The sequence below is a fragment of the Neisseria lisongii genome, assembly GCF_028463985.1.
In the GTDB taxonomy this organism is placed as follows: Bacteria; Pseudomonadota; Gammaproteobacteria; order Burkholderiales; family Neisseriaceae; genus Neisseria; species Neisseria lisongii.
The window spans coordinates 1,138,178-1,158,569 of sequence record NZ_CP116766.1 but is presented as its reverse complement, the minus strand read 5'-3'; the positions used below and the strand labels follow the sequence as shown (position 1 = coordinate 1,158,569).

Below are 20,392 nucleotides of genomic sequence, written 5' to 3'. Positions count from 1 at the left end.
TAAAGCCAAGCCGTCTGAAAATCGGTTTTCAGACGGCTTGGCTTTATTTTACAGATTGTCTTTCAGCCGTTTCAGGCACTGATTTTGCTTTTGCGGCACAAGAGGGTGATTAAGTCGGTAATCCGCTGTTTCATTTCACGGCGGTCCACGATTTGGTCGATTGCGCCTTTTTCCAGCAGGAATTCGGCACGCTGGAAGCCTTCGGGCAGGGTTTCGCGTACGGTTTGTTCGATTACACGAGGGCCGGCAAAGCCGATCAGGGCGTTGGGTTCGGCAAGGACAACGTCGCCCAAAAAGGCGAAGCTGGCAGAAACGCCGCCCATGGTCGGGTCGGTCAGCACGGAGATAAACGGCAGTTTTTTCTCAGACAGCAAATGCAGCGAGGCGCTGGTTTTGGTCATCTGCATCAGCGAATTCAGGCCTTCCTGCATACGGGCCCCGCCGGAAGCGGCCACGCAGATAAACGGGCAGTTGTCGGCGGCGGCTCGGCGTACGCCCTGTACGAAGCGTTCGCCGACAACCGAACCCATCGAGCCGCCGATAAAGCGGAATTCAAAGGCGGCGACAACAACGGGCAGGCCGTTTATCGTGCCTTTCATTACCACCAGTGCGTCATCTTCGCCGGTGGTTTTACGGGCGGCGCTCAGGCGGTCGGGGTATTTTTTGCTGTCTTTGAATTTCAGGATGTCGGTCGGTTTGATGTGGTTGCCGATGCGTTCGCCGGAGCCTTCGTCCAGCAGCAGGTTGAGGCGGTCTTGGGCGGTCAGCGGGTTGTGGTAGCTGCATTTGGGGCAGACCATATCGTTTTGCGCCAGCTCGGTTGAGTAGATGGTGGCGGCGCAGGAGGGGCATTTGTGCCACAGGCCGGCGGGTACGTTGGACGCACTGCCGCTGCTGTCTCGGTTTTTGATTTTCGGTGGGAGGATTTTGTCTAACCAGCTCATGAAGAACTCCTTAATCTGGGATTTTCAGACGGCCTTGTTCAGCTGATGGCGTCTTTTAATGTTTTTGCCAATGCACCGACGGCTTCGGCTTCGTTGCCGGCGTGGTTTTCGATTTCCTGCACCAAGCGGCTGCCGACGATAACGGCATCTGCCACTTGGCTGATGGCTTTGGCGCTTTCGGCATTGCTGATGCCGAAGCCGACGCCGATCGGTAAATCGGTATATTGACGTAAAAGCTCTATTTTACGGGAAACTGCTTCGGTATCCAAGCTGGCCGCACCGGTTACGCCTTTGAGGGAAACGTAATAGATGAAACCGCCCGCCATACCGGCGATGGTTTTGATGCGTTCTTCGGTGGTGGTCGGGGCAATCAGGAAAATGCAGTCGATATGGTGTGCTTTTAATTCGTTTTGCAGCGGGGCGATGGTTTCAATCGGGGAATCGACGGTCAAAACGCCGTCCACACCGGCTTTTGCGGCGGCTTCGGCAAATTCGGCATAGCCCATTTTGTGAACCGGATTGAGATAGCCCATCAAAACGACCGGCGTTTCGGTGTCGTGTTCCCGGAAAGTATGAACCGTATCCAATACATCGCGCAGGGAAACGCCGTTGGCCAAGGCACGTTCTACCGCACGCTGGATGGTCGGGCCGTCGGCCATCGGGTCGGAAAAGGGAATGCCCAGCTCCAGAATATCGGTGCCGTTTTTGACCAGACTGTGCATCAGTGCAACCGTAGTGTTCAGGTCGGGATCACCGGCGGTAATGTAGGAAATCAGGGCTTTTTTACCGTTCAGGTTTTGAAAAGTCTGCTGTATTCTGCTCATCTTTTTCTCGTTTTTGCATAACGGGCGGCGGTTTGCCGTCTGTCGGAAATTCAAAAATATGAAAGGTGTAATGAATTTACCATACAGGGCAAATCAGCACCGTATGGTAAATTGAATGATTTAGCTGTAAGTATAGCATTGACGTAGCGGAAATAGTCAGGCCGTCTGAAAAATTTTGTTTTCAGACGGCCTTGCAGCGGTTCACGATAGTGTGTTTTACCGTGAATGCTCGTCAGATTGATGCTCGATATAGTCCTGCGGTTTGCCGTTTGGGCGGGTTACCGTGTATTCGCCCTCGATAATATCATCATCCCGAGTGCCGCTGCGGGTTGTACGCTGCGTTTGAAACGGTGTCTGCTGCATGGCGGCAACCGGTTTGCCTTTAATCGGCAGCAGCAGAAGCAGGGCAATCACGGTAGAAATAAAGCCCGGACTCATCAGCAACACCGCCGCCAGCGCATAACGGATCGGCCACAGCATTTGGTAAAGCGAAATATTCTGACCGCTGCGCAGCGTTGCACCCGCCAGCAAAATGCCCGACAGGCCGGTGTGGCGCAACATCATCACACCGGCAGCAAAACTTGCCGCCATCAGCAAGAGCGTCAAACCGCCGCCGAGCCAGTCGGCAACCCAGACAATCGACATGATTTCAAAAAACAGCAGCACCAGAAAACCGATACCGAAAACTTGCATAATCCGTTCCTTATTATTAACAGGTACTATAAAATAAAGCCAAATCCGCCGACTGACAAGGCAAAAAAGTGTCAAAATCGGTAATTTCCACCCAAACCGGAGGCAAACAATATGGATACGCAACAATATATTCAAAAAATGCAGGATTTATACGGAGAATGGCAGAAACTGCTACCACACTTGGAAAAAAGCATCGCCGACTGGCAGCGCGGTGCAGAGATTATGAAACAGTTGGACGCATTTTACAGCTCGCCCGAATGGTTGGCACTGTACGAACGTGCCGATGAATTTACCATTGATTCGCAAGGAAATTACAGCGTTTTATCGGAAGATGCCGTGTGGAATGCTCTGACGGAGCAGCACAGTTTGCGTACCGAATTGCAGCAGATTTTAGACAATACGGAACACAATCCGCAGCAAAGCGAAGAGCCGCAGCAGGCCGTCTGAAAAGTGGTCTTTCCGTCGGCTCTTTGGTATCCTTATGCCCGATTGAACAGCAAGACGCATAAGGACACCGACCACATGATGAAATCCGCCCTGCAAAAAATCATCTGCACCCTGTTTGCCGCTACATTGGCCGCCTGTTCCGGCAGCCATGCACCGGGCAGCAAAGCCGTACCCGCCGGATATTATCGGGTTCAGGCAGGCGATACGCTCTACCGCATTGCCAAACGCTACGGCCAAAGCGTGCAGACCTTGGTGCAATGGAATCATTTGAGCGATGCCGCCAAAATCGAAGTCGGGCAGGTTTTGAAAGTGCAGAATGCCCGCAGCCATACCCCCGCCCATACCGCCAACACCAATACAGCAGCAGTTCGGCAGAAAATGCAATGGCCGGTGGACAACGGCGGCGACCATGTCGTTCAATCATATAACGGCAGCAGCAACAAAGGCATAGACATCATCGGCGTACGCGGGCAAAACGTCAAAGCCGCCGCCGACGGCAAAGTTTTATACGCAGGCGAGGGCGTAAGGGGCTACGGCAAACTGCTGCTCATCAGCCACAGCCCGTCGCTGATTACCGCCTACGCCCACAACGACAGCCTGCTGGTTGCCGAAAACCAAACCGTGCGGGCCGGACAAACCGTCGCTACCATGGGCAGCAGCGACAGCGATCGGGTCAAACTGCATTTTGAAGTGCGGGTAAACGGCAAAGCAGTCAATCCGATGCCGTATTTGCGGTGATACAGCGAAAATACTTAATTTTTCATACAACATCTGTCGTAGGCTGTGGTTAGCGAGGCACAAGCGCAACCCGGCAAAACTTTATGTTTCAAAGTGATTTAAATCAATGTAGGGTCGAGACCCAACCTAAACCCAAAAAGCAAGCCGTCTGAAAACCCAATTTTCAGACGGCTTCGTTTTATTTCAACAATATCGCTTGCAAGCGTTTCAGCTTTGCTGATCCAGCCAACGCTCGGCATCGAGTGCCGCTTGGCAGCCAGAGGCGGCGCTGGTGATGGCTTGGCGGTAGGTGTGGTCTTTTACGTCTCCGGCGGCCCAAATGCCTTCGATATTGGTTGCGCCGACATTGTCGCCGTTACCGCCTTTGGTAATCAGATAGCCGGTTTCGTCCATATCGAGCTGGCCTTTGAAAATATCGGTGTTCGGTTTGTGGCCGATGGCGATAAACACGCCTTTGACGGCAAGGTCTTCAACCGAGCCGTCGTTGTGTTGCAGGCGGGCGCCGGTTACGCCGCTGTCGTCGCCCAATACTTCGGACAATACAGCGTTGGTTTTCAAGATGATTTTGCCTTCATCAACACGCTGCATCAATTTATCGACCATGATTTTTTCGGCACGGAACGTGTCCCGGCGGTGAATCAGGGTAACGGTGTTGGCGATGTTCGCCAGATACAGTGCTTCTTCGACTGCGGTATTGCCGCCGCCGACCACGGCAACATCTTGCTGGCGGTAGAAAAAGCCGTCGCAGGTGGCGCAGGCGGATACGCCTTTGCCGGCAAAGGTTTCTTCACTCGGCAGCCCCAGATATTTGGCGGAAGCGCCGGTGGCGATAATCAGCGCATCGCAGGTATATTCGCCCATATCGCCGATGAGTTTGAACGGGCGCTGCTGCAGTTGGGCGGTGTGGATTTGGTCGAAAATCATTTCTGTACCGAAACGCTCGGCGTGGGCTTGGAAACGTGCCATCAGTTCGGGCCCCTGCACGCCGTCGGCATCGGCAGGCCAGTTGTCCACTTCGGTGGTGGTCATCAGCTGACCGCCTTGCTGGATACCGGTGATAATCACCGGATTGAGGTTGGCACGGGCGGCGTAAACGGCGGCGGTGTAACCCGCAGGGCCGGAACCTAAAATAATCAGTTTGTGATGGTTGCTCATAACAGCTTTCCTTTGTGGTGTTTGCTCATTTTCAGACGGCTATTGCGTATTCACGATATTGTACTGAAAAACGGCGTGATTGGGATAATGTTCAACTGCAAACCGACTGCGGCGGTTGCGGCCACTTTTCGGGGTTTTTTCCTACTGTCAGTAGCTGGCGCTCTGGTGTTCTACCGTTATAATTTGGAGATGATTGCAACCGAATCAAACGGAGGATTCAGATGAAAAAAAGTATTTTTGCCGTCTTGGTACTGATTTTGGCACAACCTGCGCTGGCGGAGCATACGGCGTTTTCCTGCGTAACCAACAGCGGTAAAACCTTGGCGGTGGTGGATGGCGGCAGCCATTACCGTTACAGCTACGGTTTTCCCGGCAAACCGGATTTGGTATTTACCAACAGCAAGAGGCAGGTTCAACCAATGTGCGGGAAATATGAGTGCGGCGTAACGCTGACCCATAAAGGCGTAGATTATAATATTGCCTATTGGGGTGAAGATTTGGGCGTTACCGTAACCAAAGGCGGCAAAACGCTTGCCAATGTTGCGTGCCGAAATAATCGTGCGCAGATTGCCAATTTTTAATCAATTCATTGTTTATTTCAGGCCGTCTGAAAACAGGTTTTCAGACGGCTTGTTTTACCCGTTTAACGGCGGCGGCCGAAACCGCTGCGGCGGATGGGGGTGTTGCGGCGGTAGTTGGGTTGGGTTGCCTGCGAAGGGCGGTAGTTCGGTTGGGCGGCGGCACGGTTTTGCGCAGGCAGGCTGCGGGTGTTGAGCTGCTGGCTGGTGCGGGCGTTCGGGCGTGCCGACTGGTAATAATTGTTGCGGGCTTGGCGGGCAACCTGAGTGTCTTGGTTCGGCGATTTCATGAATTTGTTGGCCAAGGCGTTGCCGATAAAGGCACCTGCGGCTGCGCCGACCAGACTTTGCAGAAGCCAGCTTCCGGTGGCTTGGTCGTAAATGTATTGCTGGCCGTCGCTACCGGTTACCGGTTGGCCGTTGTTGCCGTTTTTCTGTGCATCGGCGGGAATGGTTTCGGCAACGGCTTCGGGGGCGAGCTGATAAACGGTGTTGTCGGCCTGTTCGCCGGTTTGCTGTGCCAGTTGTTGTTGAAGCTGCTCGATTTGTTTTTGTTGTTGTTCCAGTTGCGCCAGCGTTTCGTCTTTGCAGGCGGCGAGGGCGAACGTGGATAATACGGTCAGGACAATGATTTTTTTCATATTTTTTCCGTGGGTAAAAATGGGACTGAATGGCCGCTGTTATGGCTGAAAGCGACCGTTGCCGTTGATATAGTGGCGGATTGCCGCTTTATCAAGGCGGCGGGTGTGCAAGTATGCCGTCTGAAAACCGGATTTTCAGACGGCATGGTTTTGCAGCGCTGTTTAGCCCAAGGCTTTGCGTGCGCCGGCAAACAGGCGGTACCAGCCGGAAAGCTCGTTCCAGCCTTCGGGCTTCCAGCTCATCTGGGCGGCACGGTACACCCGTTCCGGATGCGGCATCATAATGGTGATGCGGCCGTCGCAGTTGGTTACGCCGGCAATGCCCTGCGGCGAGCCGTTGGGGTTGAACGGATAAGTTTGGGTAACTTGGTTGGTGCCGTCCACATATTGCAGGGCGATATTCAAATCATCCGGCACATTGCCGCCTTTGAGGGCGAAATCGGCACGGCCTTCGCCGTGGCTGACCACCACCGGCAGGCTCGAACCTTGCATTTCCGCCAGAATCAGCGATGGCGATTTCGGCACATTGACCATGCTCAAACGGGCTTCAAACTGTTCGCTGATGTTGCGTTTGAACTTCGGCCACGCTTCTGCGCCCGGAATGATTTCGGCAAGGTTGCTGACCATTTGGCAACCGTTGCACACGCCCAAAGTGAGGGTGTTCGGGTTGGCAAAGAAGGCGGCAAACTGGTCGCGCAGGGCGGGGTGGAACAGAATCGATTTCGCCCAGCCTTCGCCCGCACCCAATACGTCGCCGTAGCTGAAACCGCCGCAGGCGGCGAGCATTTGGAAACTGTCGAGTTTGAAACGGCCGGCCATCAGGTCGCTCATGTGGACATCGTAGGCATCAAATCCGGCACGGGTAAACGCCGCCGCCATTTCAAGCTGGCCGTTTACGCCTTGTTCCCGCAATACGGCGATTTTCGGTTTCACGCCGCTGTTGATAAACGGAGCGGCGATGTCTTGATCGACATCGAAGGTCAAATCGGCAAACAGGGCGCTGCGTTTTTTGTCGGCGATTTGGGCAAATTCGCTGTCGGCGCAGTCGGGATTGTCGCGCAGTTTTTGAATGGCGTGGCTGGTGGATTGCCACACGCTCTGCATTTCAATGATGTTTTCCGCCAAGAAGTATTTGCCCGAACCGCTGCAGACGGCAAATTCGTCTTCCTTGCCGGTATTGGGTTTGCCGACGGTGTGCAGTGCTGCGTCCAAACCGTGTGCGGCAAAAGCGGCGGTAACGCTTGCCAAGTCCGCCTGACGGATTTGAATGGCGGCACCCAGTTCTTCGTTAAACAAAACACGGGACAGCAAATCTTTGCGTTCATGCAGTTCGGGATTGGCGGCGGCTGTGGCTTGGGTCAGGCTGTCGAGGTCTGCGAGAATGCCGATTCGAGCGGCAAAGGCCATTTCCGCCAGCGTGGCAAACAGGCCGCCGTCGCTGCGGTCGTGGTATGCCAAGAGTTTGTCTTCGGCAACCAGCTGCTGAATCACATCGTAAAACGCTTTCAGACGGCCTGCGTCGATGTCGGGGGCTGCACCGCCGGTTTGGTTGTACACCTGCGCCAGCGCCGAGCCGCCCATGCGGGCTTTGCCGAAGCTCAAATCGACAAGCAATAAAATGCTGTCTTCAACATTTTTCAGTTCCGGCGTAACGGTTTTGCGGACATCTTTCACCGGCGCAAAGGCGGAAATAATCAGGCTCAAAGGCGAAACAACGGATTTTTGTTCCCCTTGTTCCTGCCACACGGTTTTCATCGACAGGCTGTCTTTGCCCACCGGAATGCTTACGCCCAATGCCTGACAGGTTTGGGAAACGGCTTCAACGGTGCGGTAGAGTTTTTCGTCTTCGCCCGCCGTGCCGCAGGCGGCCATCCAGTTGGCGGAGAGTTTGATGTTGCCGATGTCGCCGATATTGACGGCGGCAATGTTGGTTAGGGCTTCGCCGATACACATGCGGCCGGAAGCCGGTGCGTCCGACAGGGCGAGGGCGGGTTTTTCGCCCATGCTCATCGCTTCGCCTTGGTGGGTGTTGAAACCCATCATGGTTACGGCGCAGTCGGCAACCGGCGTTTGGTAGCGGCCGACCATTTGGTCGCGGTGGGTCATGCCGCCCACGCTGCGGTCGCCGATGGTAATCAGGAAGTTTTTGGCGGCAACGGCGGGCAAACTCAATACTCGGTATGCCGCTTCTTTCAGGTCGATGTTTTCGGCATTGAAAACGTGGTTTTCAGACGGCTTCACGGTTTGGTCGCTGCGGGTGGTTTTCGGCGGTTTGCCGAGCAACACGTTCAGCGGCAAATCAACCGGACTGTTGTCGAACAAATCGTCCCGCACCTGCAGATGGCCGTCGTCGGTGGCGGTGCCGACTACGGCAAACGGACAGCGTTCCCGCTCGCAGATGGTGCGGAAGGTGTCTAAATCCTGTTCCAAAATTGCCAACACATAACGCTCTTGCGATTCGTTGCACCAGATTTGCAGCGGCGTAAGGCCGTGTTCTTCCAAAGGTACGGAACGCAGGGCGAATTTTGCACCCCGTCCGGCATCATTGACCAATTCGGGGAAAGCATTGGATAAACCGCCTGCACCCACGTCGTGAATCGAGATAATCGGGTTTTGATCGCCAAGCTGCCAGCAGCGGTCGATCACTTCCTGCGCACGGCGTTCGATTTCGGGGTTGCCCCGCTGCACGGAGTTGAAGTCGAGCGAAGCGTCGTTGGTGCCGGTATCCATTGAGGAAGCAGCGCCGCCGCCGAGACCAATCAGCATACCCGGACCACCGAGTTGGATTAACAATGCGCCTTCGGGGATTTCGTCTTTATGCGTCTGCTGCGCCTGAATATTGCCCAAGCCGCCGGCAATCATAATCGGCTTGTGGAAACCCCGCACTTGGCCGTCCACTTTTTCTTCAAAAGTGCGGAAATAGCCCAAGAGGTTGGGGCGGCCGAATTCGTTGTTGAACGCTGCGCCGCCAATCGGACCTTCAATCATAATATCCAGCGGCGAAGCAATGTGGTCGGGCTTGCCGTAAGGCTGTTCCCAAGGCTGTTGCAAATCGGGGATATTCAAATTGGAAACGGTAAAGCCGGTCAGACCTGCTTTCGGGCGGGAACCTTTGCCGGTCGCACCTTCATCACGGATTTCGCCGCCTGCACCCGTCGCCGCACCGGCAAACGGGGCGATGGCGGTCGGGTGGTTGTGGGTTTCCACTTTCATGATGATGTGCGTGTCTTCTTCGTGGAAGCGGTAGCCCTGGTTTTCTGCCGAATCGGGGTAGAAACGTTCGATTTTCGCCCCTTCGATTACCGAAGAATTGTCTTTATAGGCGACCACCGTGCCTTCCGGATGGGCGTTGTGGGTATCCCGAATCATGCCGAACAGCGATTTCGGCTGCTGTTCGCCGTTGAGGATAAAATCGGCATTGAAAATTTTATGGCGGCAATGTTCGCTGTTGGCTTGGGCAAACATCATCAGTTCGACATCGCTCGGATTGCGGTTCAGCGCCTGATAATTGGTTACCAGATAATCGATTTCGTCGGGTGAGAGCGCCAAACCCATGGCGGTGTTGGCTTGCTCTAAAGCTGCTTTGCCGCCGTTTAAAATGTCCACGCTGCCGAAGGTTTCCGGTTCGATATGGCGGAACAGTTGCGCTGCCGAATCCAAATCGGGCAAAACGCTTTCGGTCATGCGGTCGTGCAGCAGCGATGCCCATTGGCGGTATTGTTCGTTGTTCAGTTCGCCTTCAATCCAGACCGCCATGCCCCGTTCGATGCGTTCAATGCCTGCAATGCCGCAGTTTTCGGCGATGTTGGTGGCTTTGGATGCCCAAGGGGAAATAGTGCCGATGCGGGGGGTAATCAAAAACAAATGCAAGCCGTTGCGGGCTTTCGGCGTTTCATCAACACTTCGGGCATCCAATAAGGCTTGCAGTTTTTCTACGGTTTGCGGATTCAGCGGGTTCGGGCTGCTGACAAAATACCAGAATTCGCTTTTCGGCTGCGCCGGCGGCAAGCCCAGTGCGGCGGCTTTTTGCAGCAGTTTTTCAATGCGGAAATCAGACAGGGCGGTAACGCCGCGTAAGGGCAAAACAACAGACATGGATTCACTCTCAAATGCGGTTGGAAAAAACAGACGGGCGACAGACTCGGTGCTGCCGCTTCAAACCTGCGTATTATACGCTGTCGGGCAATATTTTGCTTGGCTATTTTTGTAAAAGTGTTGACAATCTTTGGGCGTTTTAACTGAACCGCTGCCTGCTTTGTCTGTTTTCGCTTCGCTAAAATTCGCCTTGCTCATTTTAGCTTCGCTGAAATTCGTTTCACTCATTTTCAGACGGCCTGAGCGTGGCGGTTTGTATGTTATACTGTTGGGCGATATTGTTTTGTATGGTGAATTTACTTATAGATTCAGAATGATGAAGGGAGTGTCGGAATGAAAAAAATCGAAGCCATTATCAAACCGTTTAAATTGGACGATGTGCGCGAGGCGCTGACTGAAATCGGCGTTACCGGCATGACCGTCAGCGAAGTGAAGGGTTTCGGCCGCCAGAAAGGGCATACCGAAATCTACCGCGGGGCGGAATATGCGGTGGACTTTCTGCCGAAAGTCAAGCTGGAGCTGGTGTTGGCGGACGATGCGGTCGAGCGTGCGGTGGAGGTGATTATGGATACGGCACGTTCGGGCAAAATCGGCGACGGTAAAATTTTTATTCTGCCGGTGGAAGAGGCCGTCCGTATCCGCACGGGTGAGCGTTCGGATGATGCGGTTTGACGAAATCTATTGATAAACGACAGCAGGCCGTCTGAAAATGAGTGTAGCGAGTTTTCAGACGGCCTATTTTTATTTGGCGGGGTGGCGGATTTCCCAACATTGGTGGATTTTTTTGTTGCGGAAATCGTCGGGAACGGAAAACTTGGAAATATCTTTCACGTTGAAGCGTTCGGACACGGCGTTTTCCAAAACGAAGCGGCGCAGGTTGTTGGAAAAATACATCAAACCGTCGGGAGCGAGCAGCTTCATTGCGCCTTCAATCAGGGTAAGCTGATCCCTCTGAATGTCGAGAATGTCGCTCATTTTTTTGCTGTTGGAAAAGCTCGGCGGATCCATCACGATCAGGTCAAACTGTTTGCCTTCGGCGGCGGCATCTTTCAGGTATTGGAACACGTCGGCACGCACAATTTTATGGCGTTCGGTGTCGATGCCGTTTAATTCGAAATTGCGTTTTGCCCAGTCGAGGTAGGTATTGGACAAATCCACGGTTTCGCTGCTGTCTGCGCCGCCGGTGGCGGCATAAACGCTGAAGCTGCCGGTGTAGGAAAACAGGTTTAAAAAGCGTTTGCCCGCTGCGGTTTCGCCGACTTTTTTGCGGGTGTTGCGGTGGTCGAGAAACAGGCCGGTGTCGAGGTATTTGTCGAGATTGACCCAGAAGCGGCGGCCGTTTTCGGCAATCGTGAAATCTTCGCCGTGCAGGCCGGTTTTTTCGTATTGGCTGCTGCCTTTTTGGCGTTGGCGGCGTTTGGTGTGGATGTGTGCTGCGGGAAAACCGGTAACGAATACAATGGCTTCGATAATCTGCTGCAGCCATGCTTCGTATTCGTCTTCCTGCATCAGCCAGCCGGTGTCGTATTCCTGCAAGTGGATTTGGTCGCCGTAGATATCGACGGCAAAGGGAAACTGGGGAATGTCGCGATCATAAATCCGCCACGCTTCGATTTGGTTGCGTTTTGCCCATTTCATCAGGTGTTTGATGTTTTTGCCCAAGCGGTTGGCAAAGGAAGTGATGTCGCTCATAAAAGTTCCGTGTTCTTGCCGCTGCGGTTTAGCTGAACAGAAATTCTGCTTTGCACATTTTAGCTTCGCTGAAATTCGTTTCACTCATTTTCAGACGGCATGGAATGAATAAAGGGCGTATTTTACTGTAATTTTCAAGATTCTGCTTGACCGCAGCAGGGCAAGTCTATATCATCCGCCTTTCATTTTGTTTTTATGAAGCCATCGTCTTCCAGCCTATAACCGCTTCTTTCGGCATCCGCTGTCCGAATGCCGCCGAAAACCGATTTTTCCGCAGGAAAAAGCGAAGCGAGTTTCTTCTGTTGCTTTGTTTCAAAGCGTAATTGTGCAGGTTGTTGTCGATGTTAACCACAAGCGAAAGCGCTTGCGACAGCCTGTAACGTTACATACATTCCGTTATCCAGCCACTGCTTCGGGCCACACGTATTTTTTAATACGGGTGAACAGCGTTGTTGTCTTGCCGTTTGGCAAACGATTGATTTTCAGCCCAAACGGCATTTCTCAGGATAAACCATGTCTATTAAATTTTCCGATTTAAACCTTGATAAAAACATTCTCTCGGCGCTGGTCAGCGCAGGCTATGAAACGCCGACCCCGATTCAGGCGCAGGCGGTTCCCCATGCGATGGCCGGACGGGACATTATGGCATCCGCTCAAACCGGTTCGGGCAAAACCGCAGCCTTTCTGCTGCCGACCCTGCAACGTTTGACCCGCCGCAGTGAAAAACCGGGCAAAGGTCCCCGTGCGCTGGTGTTGACACCGACCCGTGAGCTGGCGGCTCAGGTTGAGAAAAACGCTTCGGTTTACGCCCAAAATATGCGCTGGTTCCGCACTGTCAGCATTGTCGGCGGCGCATCGTTCGGCTATCAAACCCGAGCCTTGAGCAAACCGGTTGATTTGGTGGTTGCCACGCCGGGTCGTCTGATGGATTTGATGCAAAGCGGCAAAATCAATTTCGACCGCTTGGAAGTGCTGATTTTGGACGAAGCCGACCGTATGCTGGATATGGGCTTTATCGAAGACATCGAAACCATCGTTGCTGCCACGCCCGAAGACCGCCAAACCCTGCTGTTTTCCGCCACTTGGGACGGCGCAGTCGGCAAACTGGCACGCAAACTGACCCAAAATCCCGAAGTGGTCGAAGTCGAGCGTGTGGACGAACAGGGTAAAATCGAAGAACAGTTGCTGTATTGCGATGATATGCGCCATAAAAACCGCCTGCTCGACCATATTCTGCGCGATGCCGCCATCGACCAATGCGTGATTTTCACCTCCACCAAAGCCATGACCGAAGTCTTGGCGGACGATTTGTATGAAAAAGGCTTTGCCGCCCATTGTTTGCACGGCGATATGCCGCAAGGCTGGCGCAACCGCACGCTGATGGATCTGCGCAAAGGCCGCTGCAAAATTCTGGTTGCCACCGACGTTGCCGCCCGAGGCATTGATGTGCCGACCATTACCCATGTGATTAACTACGATTTGCCGAAACAGGCGGAAGACTACGTTCACCGCATCGGCCGTACCGGCCGTGCCGGCCGTACCGGTTTGGCGATGACGTTTGCCGAAGTCAATGAATACGTCAAAGTCCACAAAATCGAAAAATACATCGGCCGCAAACTCGAAGAAGTAACCATCGACGGCATGGAACCGACCCGCAAACGCAAACCGGCCGGCAAACCAAAAGGCAGGGGCGGCTGGGGTGCGAAAAGTTTTGCCGGCAGCAAAGAACGCTCGTTCGGCGACAAAAAACCGGCCCGAACCGGCGGCAAACCGAAAGAAGGCGGCTGGAGCGGCAAACCGAAAAGCGAAGGCTTCAAAAAAAGCAGCGACGGCCGCAAACGCTTCGGCAGCAGCTCGGGCAAAAGTTTCGCCAAAGCCGCCTATAAAGGCCGTTAAGCGGAAAATTCTGTAAACAGATAAAACCAAGCCGTCTGAAAATTCAATTTTCAGACGGCTTGGTTTTTTATAGTGAAATAATCGCAAAGCACGACAGCGTTAGCTTCGCCTTGCTGTACTGTTTGTACTGTCTTCGGCTTGCTGCTTGGTATGGCTTTGGGCTTATTCCACTATATTGCCAACGGTTACGCTGTTTTTAAAGCGGCGGCTTCTTGCGCCAGTTTGGTAATGCTTGCCCAATCACGGTTTTGCACGGCGGTTTTCGGGGTCAGCCATGAGCCGCCGACGCATAAGACGTTGGGCAGGGCGAGGTAGTCGGGGGCGGTGGCGGGGGTGATGCCGCCGGTGGGGCAGAAGCGGACATCGGCATACGGGCCGTACAGGGCTTTGAGCATGGCTTTGCCGCCGACTGCTTCGGCCGGGAACAGTTTCAGGGTGTCGATGCCGAATTCCAGTGCCAACTGGACTTCGCTCGGGGTGGCAACGCCGGGAATCAGCGGAATGCTGCTGTCGGCGGCGGCTTCGGCGAGTGTCGGGTGCAGGCCGGGGCTGATGGCGAAAACGGCACCGGCATCGGCAACGGCCTGTAATTGTTCGGGATTGATCACCGTGCCTGCGCCGACAATGGCATCCGGCACTTCTTTGGCAATCCGGCGGATGGCTTCCAAGCCGACAGGGGTGCGCAGCGTGATTTCCAGCGTGGGAATGCCGCCTTCGACCAGTGCGTGTGCCAAATCGACGGCGGTGTCGAGGTCGTGAATCGCCATGACGGGAATGACGGCACCGGCGCTGAGGATTTCTCTGGGAGTGAGTAGGGACATGGTGTTTTCCTGTTGGGATTGTTGGTGAGGCCGTCTGAAAATGTGATTTTATAGCGGATTAACTTAACTTTCGCTACGGCGTTGCTGCGCCTTGCCGTACTACTTGTACTGTCTGCGGCTTGCTGCCTTGTATCGAAAATTAATTAAATCCGCTATAGCTGCGCAGAAACACGCTGCACTTGTTTTCAGACGGCATAATGATTGTTCAGGCAAATTCGCCGCCGAAACTCATGGCACCGGTTTCGGCTTCGCTGGTGAGGCTGCGGAAATTGGCAAACAGTTCCCGACCGCAGCCTGCGCCGTTGGCGGTTAAATCAATACTTTCGGGCGTGCGTGCCGACCATTGGGCTTCGTCAAGCAACACATTGAGTTCGCCGCTGACGGAGTCGAAACGGATGATATCGCCGGTACGGATTTTGGCGATGTTGCCGCCCATGGAGGCTTCGGGCGTCATGTGAATGGCGGCGGGAACTTTGCCCGATGCACCCGACATCCGGCCGTCGGTCAGCAGGGCGACTTTGAAACCACGGTCCTGCAAAATGCCCAAAGGCGGCGTGAGTTTGTGCAATTCGGGCATACCGTTGGCACGGGGGCCTTGGTAGCGGACGACACAGACAAAATCCCGTTCGAGTTCGCCCCGATCGAAGGCTTCCAATACTTCCCGCTGGTCGTTGAACACGATGGCGGGCGCTTCGATAATGCGGCAGCCTTCCCGCACGGCGGATACTTTAATCACGCTGCGGCCGATGTTGCCTTTCATCAGGCGCAGGCCGCCGTCGGGTGAGAACGGGCGGTCGATTGTGCGCAGGATTTCATCATCGCCGCTGGTGTCGGGTGCGTCCCGCCATTCGAGTTTGCCGTCAATCAAAAACGGCTCTTGCGTGTAGTGGTGGATACCCCGGCCGACAACGGTATCGACATCATTGTGCAGCAGACCGGCTTTGAGCAGTTCCCGAATCACAAACGGCAGCCCGCCGGCGGCGGTGAAATGGTTGATGTCGGCTTTGCCGTTGGGGTACACCCGAATCAGCAGCGGCACAATGGCGGAAATTTCGTCAAAGTCGTCCCAGTTGAGAATCACGCCGGCGGTACGGGCCATGGCAATCAGGTGCATGGTGTGGTTGGTCGAGCCGCCGGTCGCCATCAGGCCGATTAAGGCATTGATAAACGATTTTTCGGTCAGCATTTCGCCCAGAGGTTTGATGTTGCCGCTGCGGATATTTTGCGCCAGATGAGCGGCAGCATGGCGGGTCAGCGCTTCACGCAGCTCGGTGTAGGGGTGGACGAAGGCGGCAGCAGGCAGATGCACGCCCATCATTTCCATCATCATCTGGTTGGAATTGGCCGTGCCGTAAAACGTGCAGGTGCCGGGGCTATGGTACGAACCCATTTCGCTTTCCAACAGCGCTTCACGGCCGACTTTGCCTTCGGCAAACAGTTGGCGGGTGCGGGCTTTTTCTTTGTTGCCGATGCCGCTGGACATCGGACCGGCGGGAACAAACACCGCCGGTAAATGGCCGAACGACAGCGCACCAATCATCAAGCCGGGAACAATTTTGTCGCACACACCCATAAACAGACCGCCGTCAAACATTTGGTGCGACAGACCGATGGCGGTACTCATCGCAATCACATCACGGGAAAACAGCGATAATTCCATACCGGCATAGCCCTGCGTAATGCCGTCGCACATCGCCGGCGTGCCGCCCGCCACTTGGGCGGTTGCACCGTGTTTCAGGGCTTCGTCTTTAATCCAGTCGGGGAAATCTTTAAACGGCTGGTGTGCCGAAACCATATCGTTGTAGGCGGTGATGATGCCCAGATTCGGCACATTTTCACGCAGCATTTCGATTTTGACGGTTTTGGGCATGGCGGCATAACCGTGTGCCAGATTGCTGCAACCCAAGCGGCTGCGTTCCACCTTTCCCTGCTGTTTGGCGGCACGGATTCGGTCTAAATAGCGTTGGCGGCTGTTTCGGCTGCGGTCGATAATGCGTTGGGTGATTTTGGCCAGCGTCGGGTGCAGTGGGGTGTCGGTCATGGCGGTTTGCTCCTTGTTTGGGAAACGACGGGCAGTCGGTTGGCGATAAGTTTTAATTGTCCGCTTATTATAATCCAAAATCTGTAATTTTGTTACAAAATAATCGGCAAATATAGTGAAACTTGATGTAAGCCAAATGTTGCCGTATGCAAAATTACGGAAATGAAAAAACTTTAAACTAAGTCAAATTATTTGCATCAAACCGGATAGACAAAATGTGTAGCCCTGTGTAGTATTACTACCGATTGCGCCGCCGGTGCGTGCCGAGTGCGCAGCGTTTTAAAAAATAATGGTTTAAATTGAAAGCGGTAGCAAAAAAAGCCGGTATCTGTTGCGGCGGCCGTTTTCAGACGGCCTCGCTGAAACGGCGGCAAAAACCGCAGGCGGGCGGATAAAAACCGGTTTCTCGATGAAAGATGAAACGATGAATACACAAACAGATTTTGATTTGGTGCTGTTCGGTGCGACCGGCGATTTGGCGATGCGCAAGCTGTTGCCCTGTCTGTATCAGGCGCACGTCGCCGGTCTGCTGCACCCGCAGGGCCGGATTCTCGGCGTGAGCCGCAGCGAGATGGATACGGCGGCATTTCGGGAAAAAATGGAAAGCCATGCCAAAATCCACATCAAACAGCATTTTTCCGAACAGGATTGGGCGGCGTTTTTGCAGCGTGTCGAATATCTGACGGTTGATGTAACCCGTGCAGAAGATTTCCGCAGTTTGGGCGAGGCGGTTCACGGCCGCAAAAATACCGACAATGTGGTGATTTATCTTTCGACCGCACCGAAATTCTTTGCCCAAGCCTGCGAAAATCTGGCAGCGGTGGGGCTGAATGCCGACCATGTGCGGGTGGTGTTGGAAAAACCGCTGGGTACGGATTTGGCCACTTCGCAGCAAATCAACGATGATGTGGCCCGTTTCTTTAAAGAAGAACAGATTTACCGTATCGACCATTATCTGGGCAAAGAAAGCCTGCAAAATCTGCTGGCGCTGCGGTTCGGCAATATTGTGTTCGAGCCGCTGTGGAACAACAAATATGTCAAAAGCGTGCAACTGACGATTGCCGAGCAGCTCGGCGTGGAAGAGCGGGGCGAGTTTTACGACATCACCGGTGCGTTGCGGGATATGGTGCAGAACCATTTGATGCAGATGCTGTGCATGACGGCGATGGAAGCACCGAAAAGTTTGGATGCCGATGATGTGCGCGATGAAAAAGTCAAAGTTATCAAAGCGCTGAAACCGCTGACGGTGGAATCGGTCAATGAAAATGTGGTGCGCGGGCAATATACCGCCGCCGGGGGCGTAAACGGCTATCTGCAGGAAAACAATGTTCCGGCCGACAGTTTCACCGAAACCTATGTCGCCATCAAAGCCGAAATCGACAACGAACGTTGGCGGGGTGTGCCGTTTTATCTGCGTACCGGCAAACGCATGGCGGGCAAAGTGGCGGAAATCGTGTTGAATTTCAAAGATTTGAATCAGAAGTTGTTTGAAAACAGCGTTGTTGCACCCAACCGCTTGGTAATCGAATTACAGCCGAATGAAACCGTGAGCCTGTATATGCAGGTGAAAACGCCGGGGGCGGGCAATCGGGTGGAACGTGTGCCGCTGGGGGTGGATTTGGGCAAAGCCGTTGCCGGACGGCGTGCCGAAGCCTACGAGCGGCTGCTGTTGGACGTGATTGACGGCAAACTGGCCTTGTTCAACCGCCGTGACGAACTGGAAGCGGCTTGGGAATATGTGATGCCGATTTTGGACAACTGGGCGCAAAACACCCAAGCGCCGCACGGCTACGCCGCCCATTCGTGGGGGCCGGAAGCCGCGCGCAGTCTGCTGGCGGCCAATGGCGACAAGTGGCACGAAGAACAATAACCCAACAATAACCCAATTCAGTTTTCATTCACAACAAAAACAGCTTTTCAGACGGCCTCAACAGTTATCGCCGAACTATCTGTTTCTATACGGGCAGCAATCGGGTGGTAATCAGACGACGCAATGCGGGCAAGCAATCAAATGGCTTGGCTTACGCCCGTTTTAGTATGGCAATCGGATGTTTTAGCGGAATATGCCGTCTGAAAACAGAAAGGAATACAAATGTTTATCTGGTGCGAACAGGATAATCCGGCGCAGGCGGCAGAAGCCTTGGCGCAGGCAGTTGCCGCAGCGCTGCAAACAGCCGTGGCGCAGCAGGGCAGCGCCGTGTTGGCGGTGTCGGGCGGACGCTCGCCGATTGCCTTTTTCGAGGCCTTGTCGCAAATCGATTTAGCGTGGGACAAGATCACCGTTGCTTTGGTGGACGAGCGGATTGTGCCGACTTGTCATGCCGACAGCAACAGCGGCTTGGTGCGCCGCCATCTGCTGCAAAACAAAGCCGCCGCCGCAACATGGTTGCCGATGGTGGACGATGCCGCCGATGAAACGCAGCTTGCCTCCGAATCGGCGCTGGCGTTTGCCCGCAGCTATTACCGTCAGCCCGATGTGCTGGTGCTGGGCATGGGTGCAGACGGGCATACGGCTTCGCTGTTTCCGCAAGCGCCGCAGCTTGCGGCAGGCATCGCCGCCGACTGCAGCGAAACGTTGATTCACACCACGCCGGTTACTGCACCGCACGAGCGCATCAGCATGACGCTGAACGCCATTGCCCAAACCCAATCCGTATTCCTCGCCATTCAGGGAGCGGACAAAAAAGCCGTTTTCGACCGTGCCGCCGCAGGCGATGCCGCCTATCCGATTGGTTTGGTTTTAAATCATACAGGAGTTGAATGCCATGTCTTCTACACAAACTGATTTGCAATCATGGCCGCGTCTGGTGGCGGACATCGGCGGCACCAATGCCCGTTTTGCGCTGGAAACTGCGCCGCAGCAGATTGAATCGGCAGAAGTCTTGCCGTGTCAGGATTTTGACACCGTAGTCGATGCCGCCAAAGAATACCTCAAACGCACCGGCAACCCGAAAGTGCGCCATGCCGCTTTTGCGATTGCCAACCCGATTTTGGGCGACTGGGTGCAGATGACCAACCACCACTGGGCGTTTTCGATTGAAACCACCCGTCAGGCACTGCGGCTGGAAACCTTGATTTTGCTGAACGACTTTACCGCACAGGCCTTGGCGGTAACCCAAACCGCCCCTGAAGATTTGGTGCAGATTGGCGGGCAAAAACCGGTGGCAGGTGCGCCCAAAGGCGTGATCGGTCCGGGTACAGGCTTGGGCGTGAGCGGTTTGGTGTCCAGCCCGGCAGGCTGGGTCGCTCTGGCGGGCGAGGGTGGGCATACCAGTTTTCCGCCGTTTGACGATATGGAAGTGTGGATTTGGCAATACGCCAAAAACAAATACGGCCATGTGTCGGCAGAACGCTTTTTGAGCGGCGCCGGTCTGAGCCTGATTTACGAAGCCTTGGCAGCAAGGGCAGAAGTCGTTCCCGCCTATCTGATGCCGTCTGAAATTACCGACAAAGCCCTGAGCGGCACGTCGCCGTTTTGCCGTCAGGCGTTGGATATTTTCTGCGCCATGCTGGGAACGGTGGCTTCCAACCTCGCCCTGACGCTGGGCGCACGCGGCGGCGTGTATCTGTGCGGCGGCATTATTCCGCGCGTGTTGGATTATTTCAAAACCTCACCGTTTCGCAGCCGTTTTGAAAACAAAGGCCGCTTTGAAGCCTATCTGGCCGCTGTGCCGGTGTACGTCGTGTTGAGCAAATTCCCCGGCATTGTCGGTGCCGCCGCCGCTTTGGACAACCATTTGCAGAATCAGGCAAAAAAAGCCTGAAACGTATTGTGATAAAAAATACAGATAAATGAAGCCCAAACCGGCAGCGTTCGGTTTGGGTTG

The 20,392-nt window shown here is 54.3% G+C and carries 18 protein-coding genes; 8 read left to right on the top strand and 10 right to left on the bottom strand.

The genetic code is table 11. The annotated features are described in order from the left end of the window. Positions 1 to 71: 71 nt before the first annotated feature. The 3 genes from accD to PJU73_RS05165 form a co-directional block, all read right to left on the bottom strand. Positions 72 to 944 (bottom strand): acetyl-CoA carboxylase, carboxyltransferase subunit beta, encoded by an 873-nt coding sequence (gene accD, locus PJU73_RS05175; RefSeq protein ID WP_237090631.1) that lies wholly within the window; start codon positions 942 to 944, stop codon positions 72 to 74. 38 nt (positions 945 to 982) lie between these two features. Next, positions 983 to 1,768, bottom strand: a complete 786-nt coding sequence (gene trpA / locus PJU73_RS05170) for a tryptophan synthase subunit alpha (RefSeq protein ID WP_237090630.1) — start codon at positions 1,766 to 1,768, stop codon at positions 983 to 985. A 216-nt stretch (positions 1,769 to 1,984) separates the two neighbouring features. Beyond that, positions 1,985 to 2,461: an FxsA family protein gene (locus PJU73_RS05165; protein WP_237090629.1), complete on the bottom strand. Its 477-nt coding sequence runs from the start codon at positions 2,459 to 2,461 to the stop codon at positions 1,985 to 1,987. A 111-nt stretch (positions 2,462 to 2,572) separates the two neighbouring features. Between PJU73_RS05165 and PJU73_RS05160 the strand changes: the two genes are divergently transcribed. Beyond that, positions 2,573 to 2,908 carry a DUF4298 domain-containing protein gene (locus PJU73_RS05160; RefSeq protein ID WP_237090628.1) on the top strand — a complete coding sequence of 112 codons (336 nt, stop codon included), beginning with the start codon at positions 2,573 to 2,575 and terminating at the stop codon, positions 2,906 to 2,908. Positions 2,909 to 2,983: 75 nt separating this feature from the next. Continuing rightward, positions 2,984 to 3,646 carry a murein hydrolase activator EnvC family protein gene (locus PJU73_RS05155; protein ID WP_371871477.1) on the top strand — a complete coding sequence of 221 codons (663 nt, stop codon included), beginning with the start codon at positions 2,984 to 2,986 and terminating at the stop codon, positions 3,644 to 3,646. Between the two features lie 207 nt (positions 3,647 to 3,853). Here the strand turns inward: PJU73_RS05155 and trxB are convergent, their stop codons facing one another. Beyond that, positions 3,854 to 4,801 (bottom strand): thioredoxin-disulfide reductase, encoded by a 948-nt coding sequence (gene trxB / locus PJU73_RS05150; protein WP_237090627.1) that lies wholly within the window; start codon positions 4,799 to 4,801, stop codon positions 3,854 to 3,856. Between the two features lie 221 nt (positions 4,802 to 5,022). Here trxB and PJU73_RS05145 point away from each other — a divergent pair, with 221 nt between their 5' ends. Next, positions 5,023 to 5,382, top strand: a complete 360-nt coding sequence (locus PJU73_RS05145) for a hypothetical protein (protein WP_237090626.1) — start codon at positions 5,023 to 5,025, stop codon at positions 5,380 to 5,382. Positions 5,383 to 5,444: 62 nt separating this feature from the next. On the opposite strand, the gene PJU73_RS05140 is transcribed toward PJU73_RS05145, so the two are convergent. The 3 genes from PJU73_RS05140 to PJU73_RS05130 all read right to left on the bottom strand — a co-directional run bounded on the left by PJU73_RS05140 (position 5,445) and on the right by PJU73_RS05130 (position 10,343). After that, positions 5,445 to 6,020, bottom strand: a complete 576-nt coding sequence (locus PJU73_RS05140; protein WP_237090625.1) for a hypothetical protein — start codon at positions 6,018 to 6,020, stop codon at positions 5,445 to 5,447. Positions 6,021 to 6,182: 162 nt separating this feature from the next. Further along, positions 6,183 to 10,115, bottom strand: coding sequence for a phosphoribosylformylglycinamidine synthase (gene purL / locus PJU73_RS05135; RefSeq protein WP_237090624.1), 3,933 nt, complete (start codon positions 10,113 to 10,115; stop codon positions 6,183 to 6,185). A gap of 60 nt (positions 10,116 to 10,175) precedes the next feature. Next, positions 10,176 to 10,343 (bottom strand): hypothetical protein, encoded by a 168-nt coding sequence (locus tag PJU73_RS05130; RefSeq protein ID WP_237090623.1) that lies wholly within the window; start codon positions 10,341 to 10,343, stop codon positions 10,176 to 10,178. 105 nt (positions 10,344 to 10,448) lie between these two features. Between PJU73_RS05130 and PJU73_RS05125 the strand changes: the two genes are divergently transcribed. After that, the gene (locus PJU73_RS05125) at positions 10,449 to 10,787 is read left to right on the top strand and encodes a P-II family nitrogen regulator (protein ID WP_237090622.1); all 339 of its coding nucleotides are present in this window, start codon (positions 10,449 to 10,451) and stop codon (positions 10,785 to 10,787) included. Between the two features lie 69 nt (positions 10,788 to 10,856). On the opposite strand, the gene PJU73_RS05120 is transcribed toward PJU73_RS05125, so the two are convergent. Beyond that, complete coding sequence (locus PJU73_RS05120; protein WP_237090621.1) at positions 10,857 to 11,807, bottom strand: class I SAM-dependent methyltransferase; 951 nt, start codon at positions 11,805 to 11,807, stop codon at positions 10,857 to 10,859. 513 nt (positions 11,808 to 12,320) lie between these two features. On the opposite strand from PJU73_RS05120, the gene PJU73_RS05115 reads away from it, so the two are divergent. Continuing rightward, positions 12,321 to 13,703, top strand: coding sequence for a DEAD/DEAH box helicase (locus PJU73_RS05115; protein ID WP_237090620.1), 1,383 nt, complete (start codon positions 12,321 to 12,323; stop codon positions 13,701 to 13,703). A gap of 185 nt (positions 13,704 to 13,888) precedes the next feature. Here the strand turns inward: PJU73_RS05115 and PJU73_RS05110 are convergent, their stop codons facing one another. Next, positions 13,889 to 14,524 carry a bifunctional 4-hydroxy-2-oxoglutarate aldolase/2-dehydro-3-deoxy-phosphogluconate aldolase gene (locus PJU73_RS05110; protein ID WP_237090619.1) on the bottom strand — a complete coding sequence of 212 codons (636 nt, stop codon included), beginning with the start codon at positions 14,522 to 14,524 and terminating at the stop codon, positions 13,889 to 13,891. A 205-nt stretch (positions 14,525 to 14,729) separates the two neighbouring features. After that, the gene (gene edd / locus PJU73_RS05105) at positions 14,730 to 16,565 is read right to left on the bottom strand and encodes a phosphogluconate dehydratase (RefSeq protein ID WP_237090618.1); all 1,836 of its coding nucleotides are present in this window, start codon (positions 16,563 to 16,565) and stop codon (positions 14,730 to 14,732) included. Between the two features lie 424 nt (positions 16,566 to 16,989). On the opposite strand from edd, the gene zwf reads away from it, so the two are divergent. From zwf to PJU73_RS05090, 3 genes are all read left to right on the top strand, one after another. Beyond that, positions 16,990 to 18,435: a glucose-6-phosphate dehydrogenase gene (gene zwf, locus PJU73_RS05100; protein ID WP_237090617.1), complete on the top strand. Its 1,446-nt coding sequence runs from the start codon at positions 16,990 to 16,992 to the stop codon at positions 18,433 to 18,435. Between the two features lie 222 nt (positions 18,436 to 18,657). Further along, a complete protein-coding gene (gene pgl, locus PJU73_RS05095; RefSeq protein WP_237090616.1) occupies positions 18,658 to 19,350 on the top strand; it encodes a 6-phosphogluconolactonase in 693 nt (230 codons plus the stop codon). Beyond that, entirely contained in the window at positions 19,331 to 20,329 is a 999-nt protein-coding gene (locus PJU73_RS05090; protein WP_237090615.1) for a glucokinase, read from the top strand. Before pgl ends, PJU73_RS05090 begins: the two co-directional genes overlap by 20 nt. Positions 20,330 to 20,392: the final 63 nt, after the last annotated feature.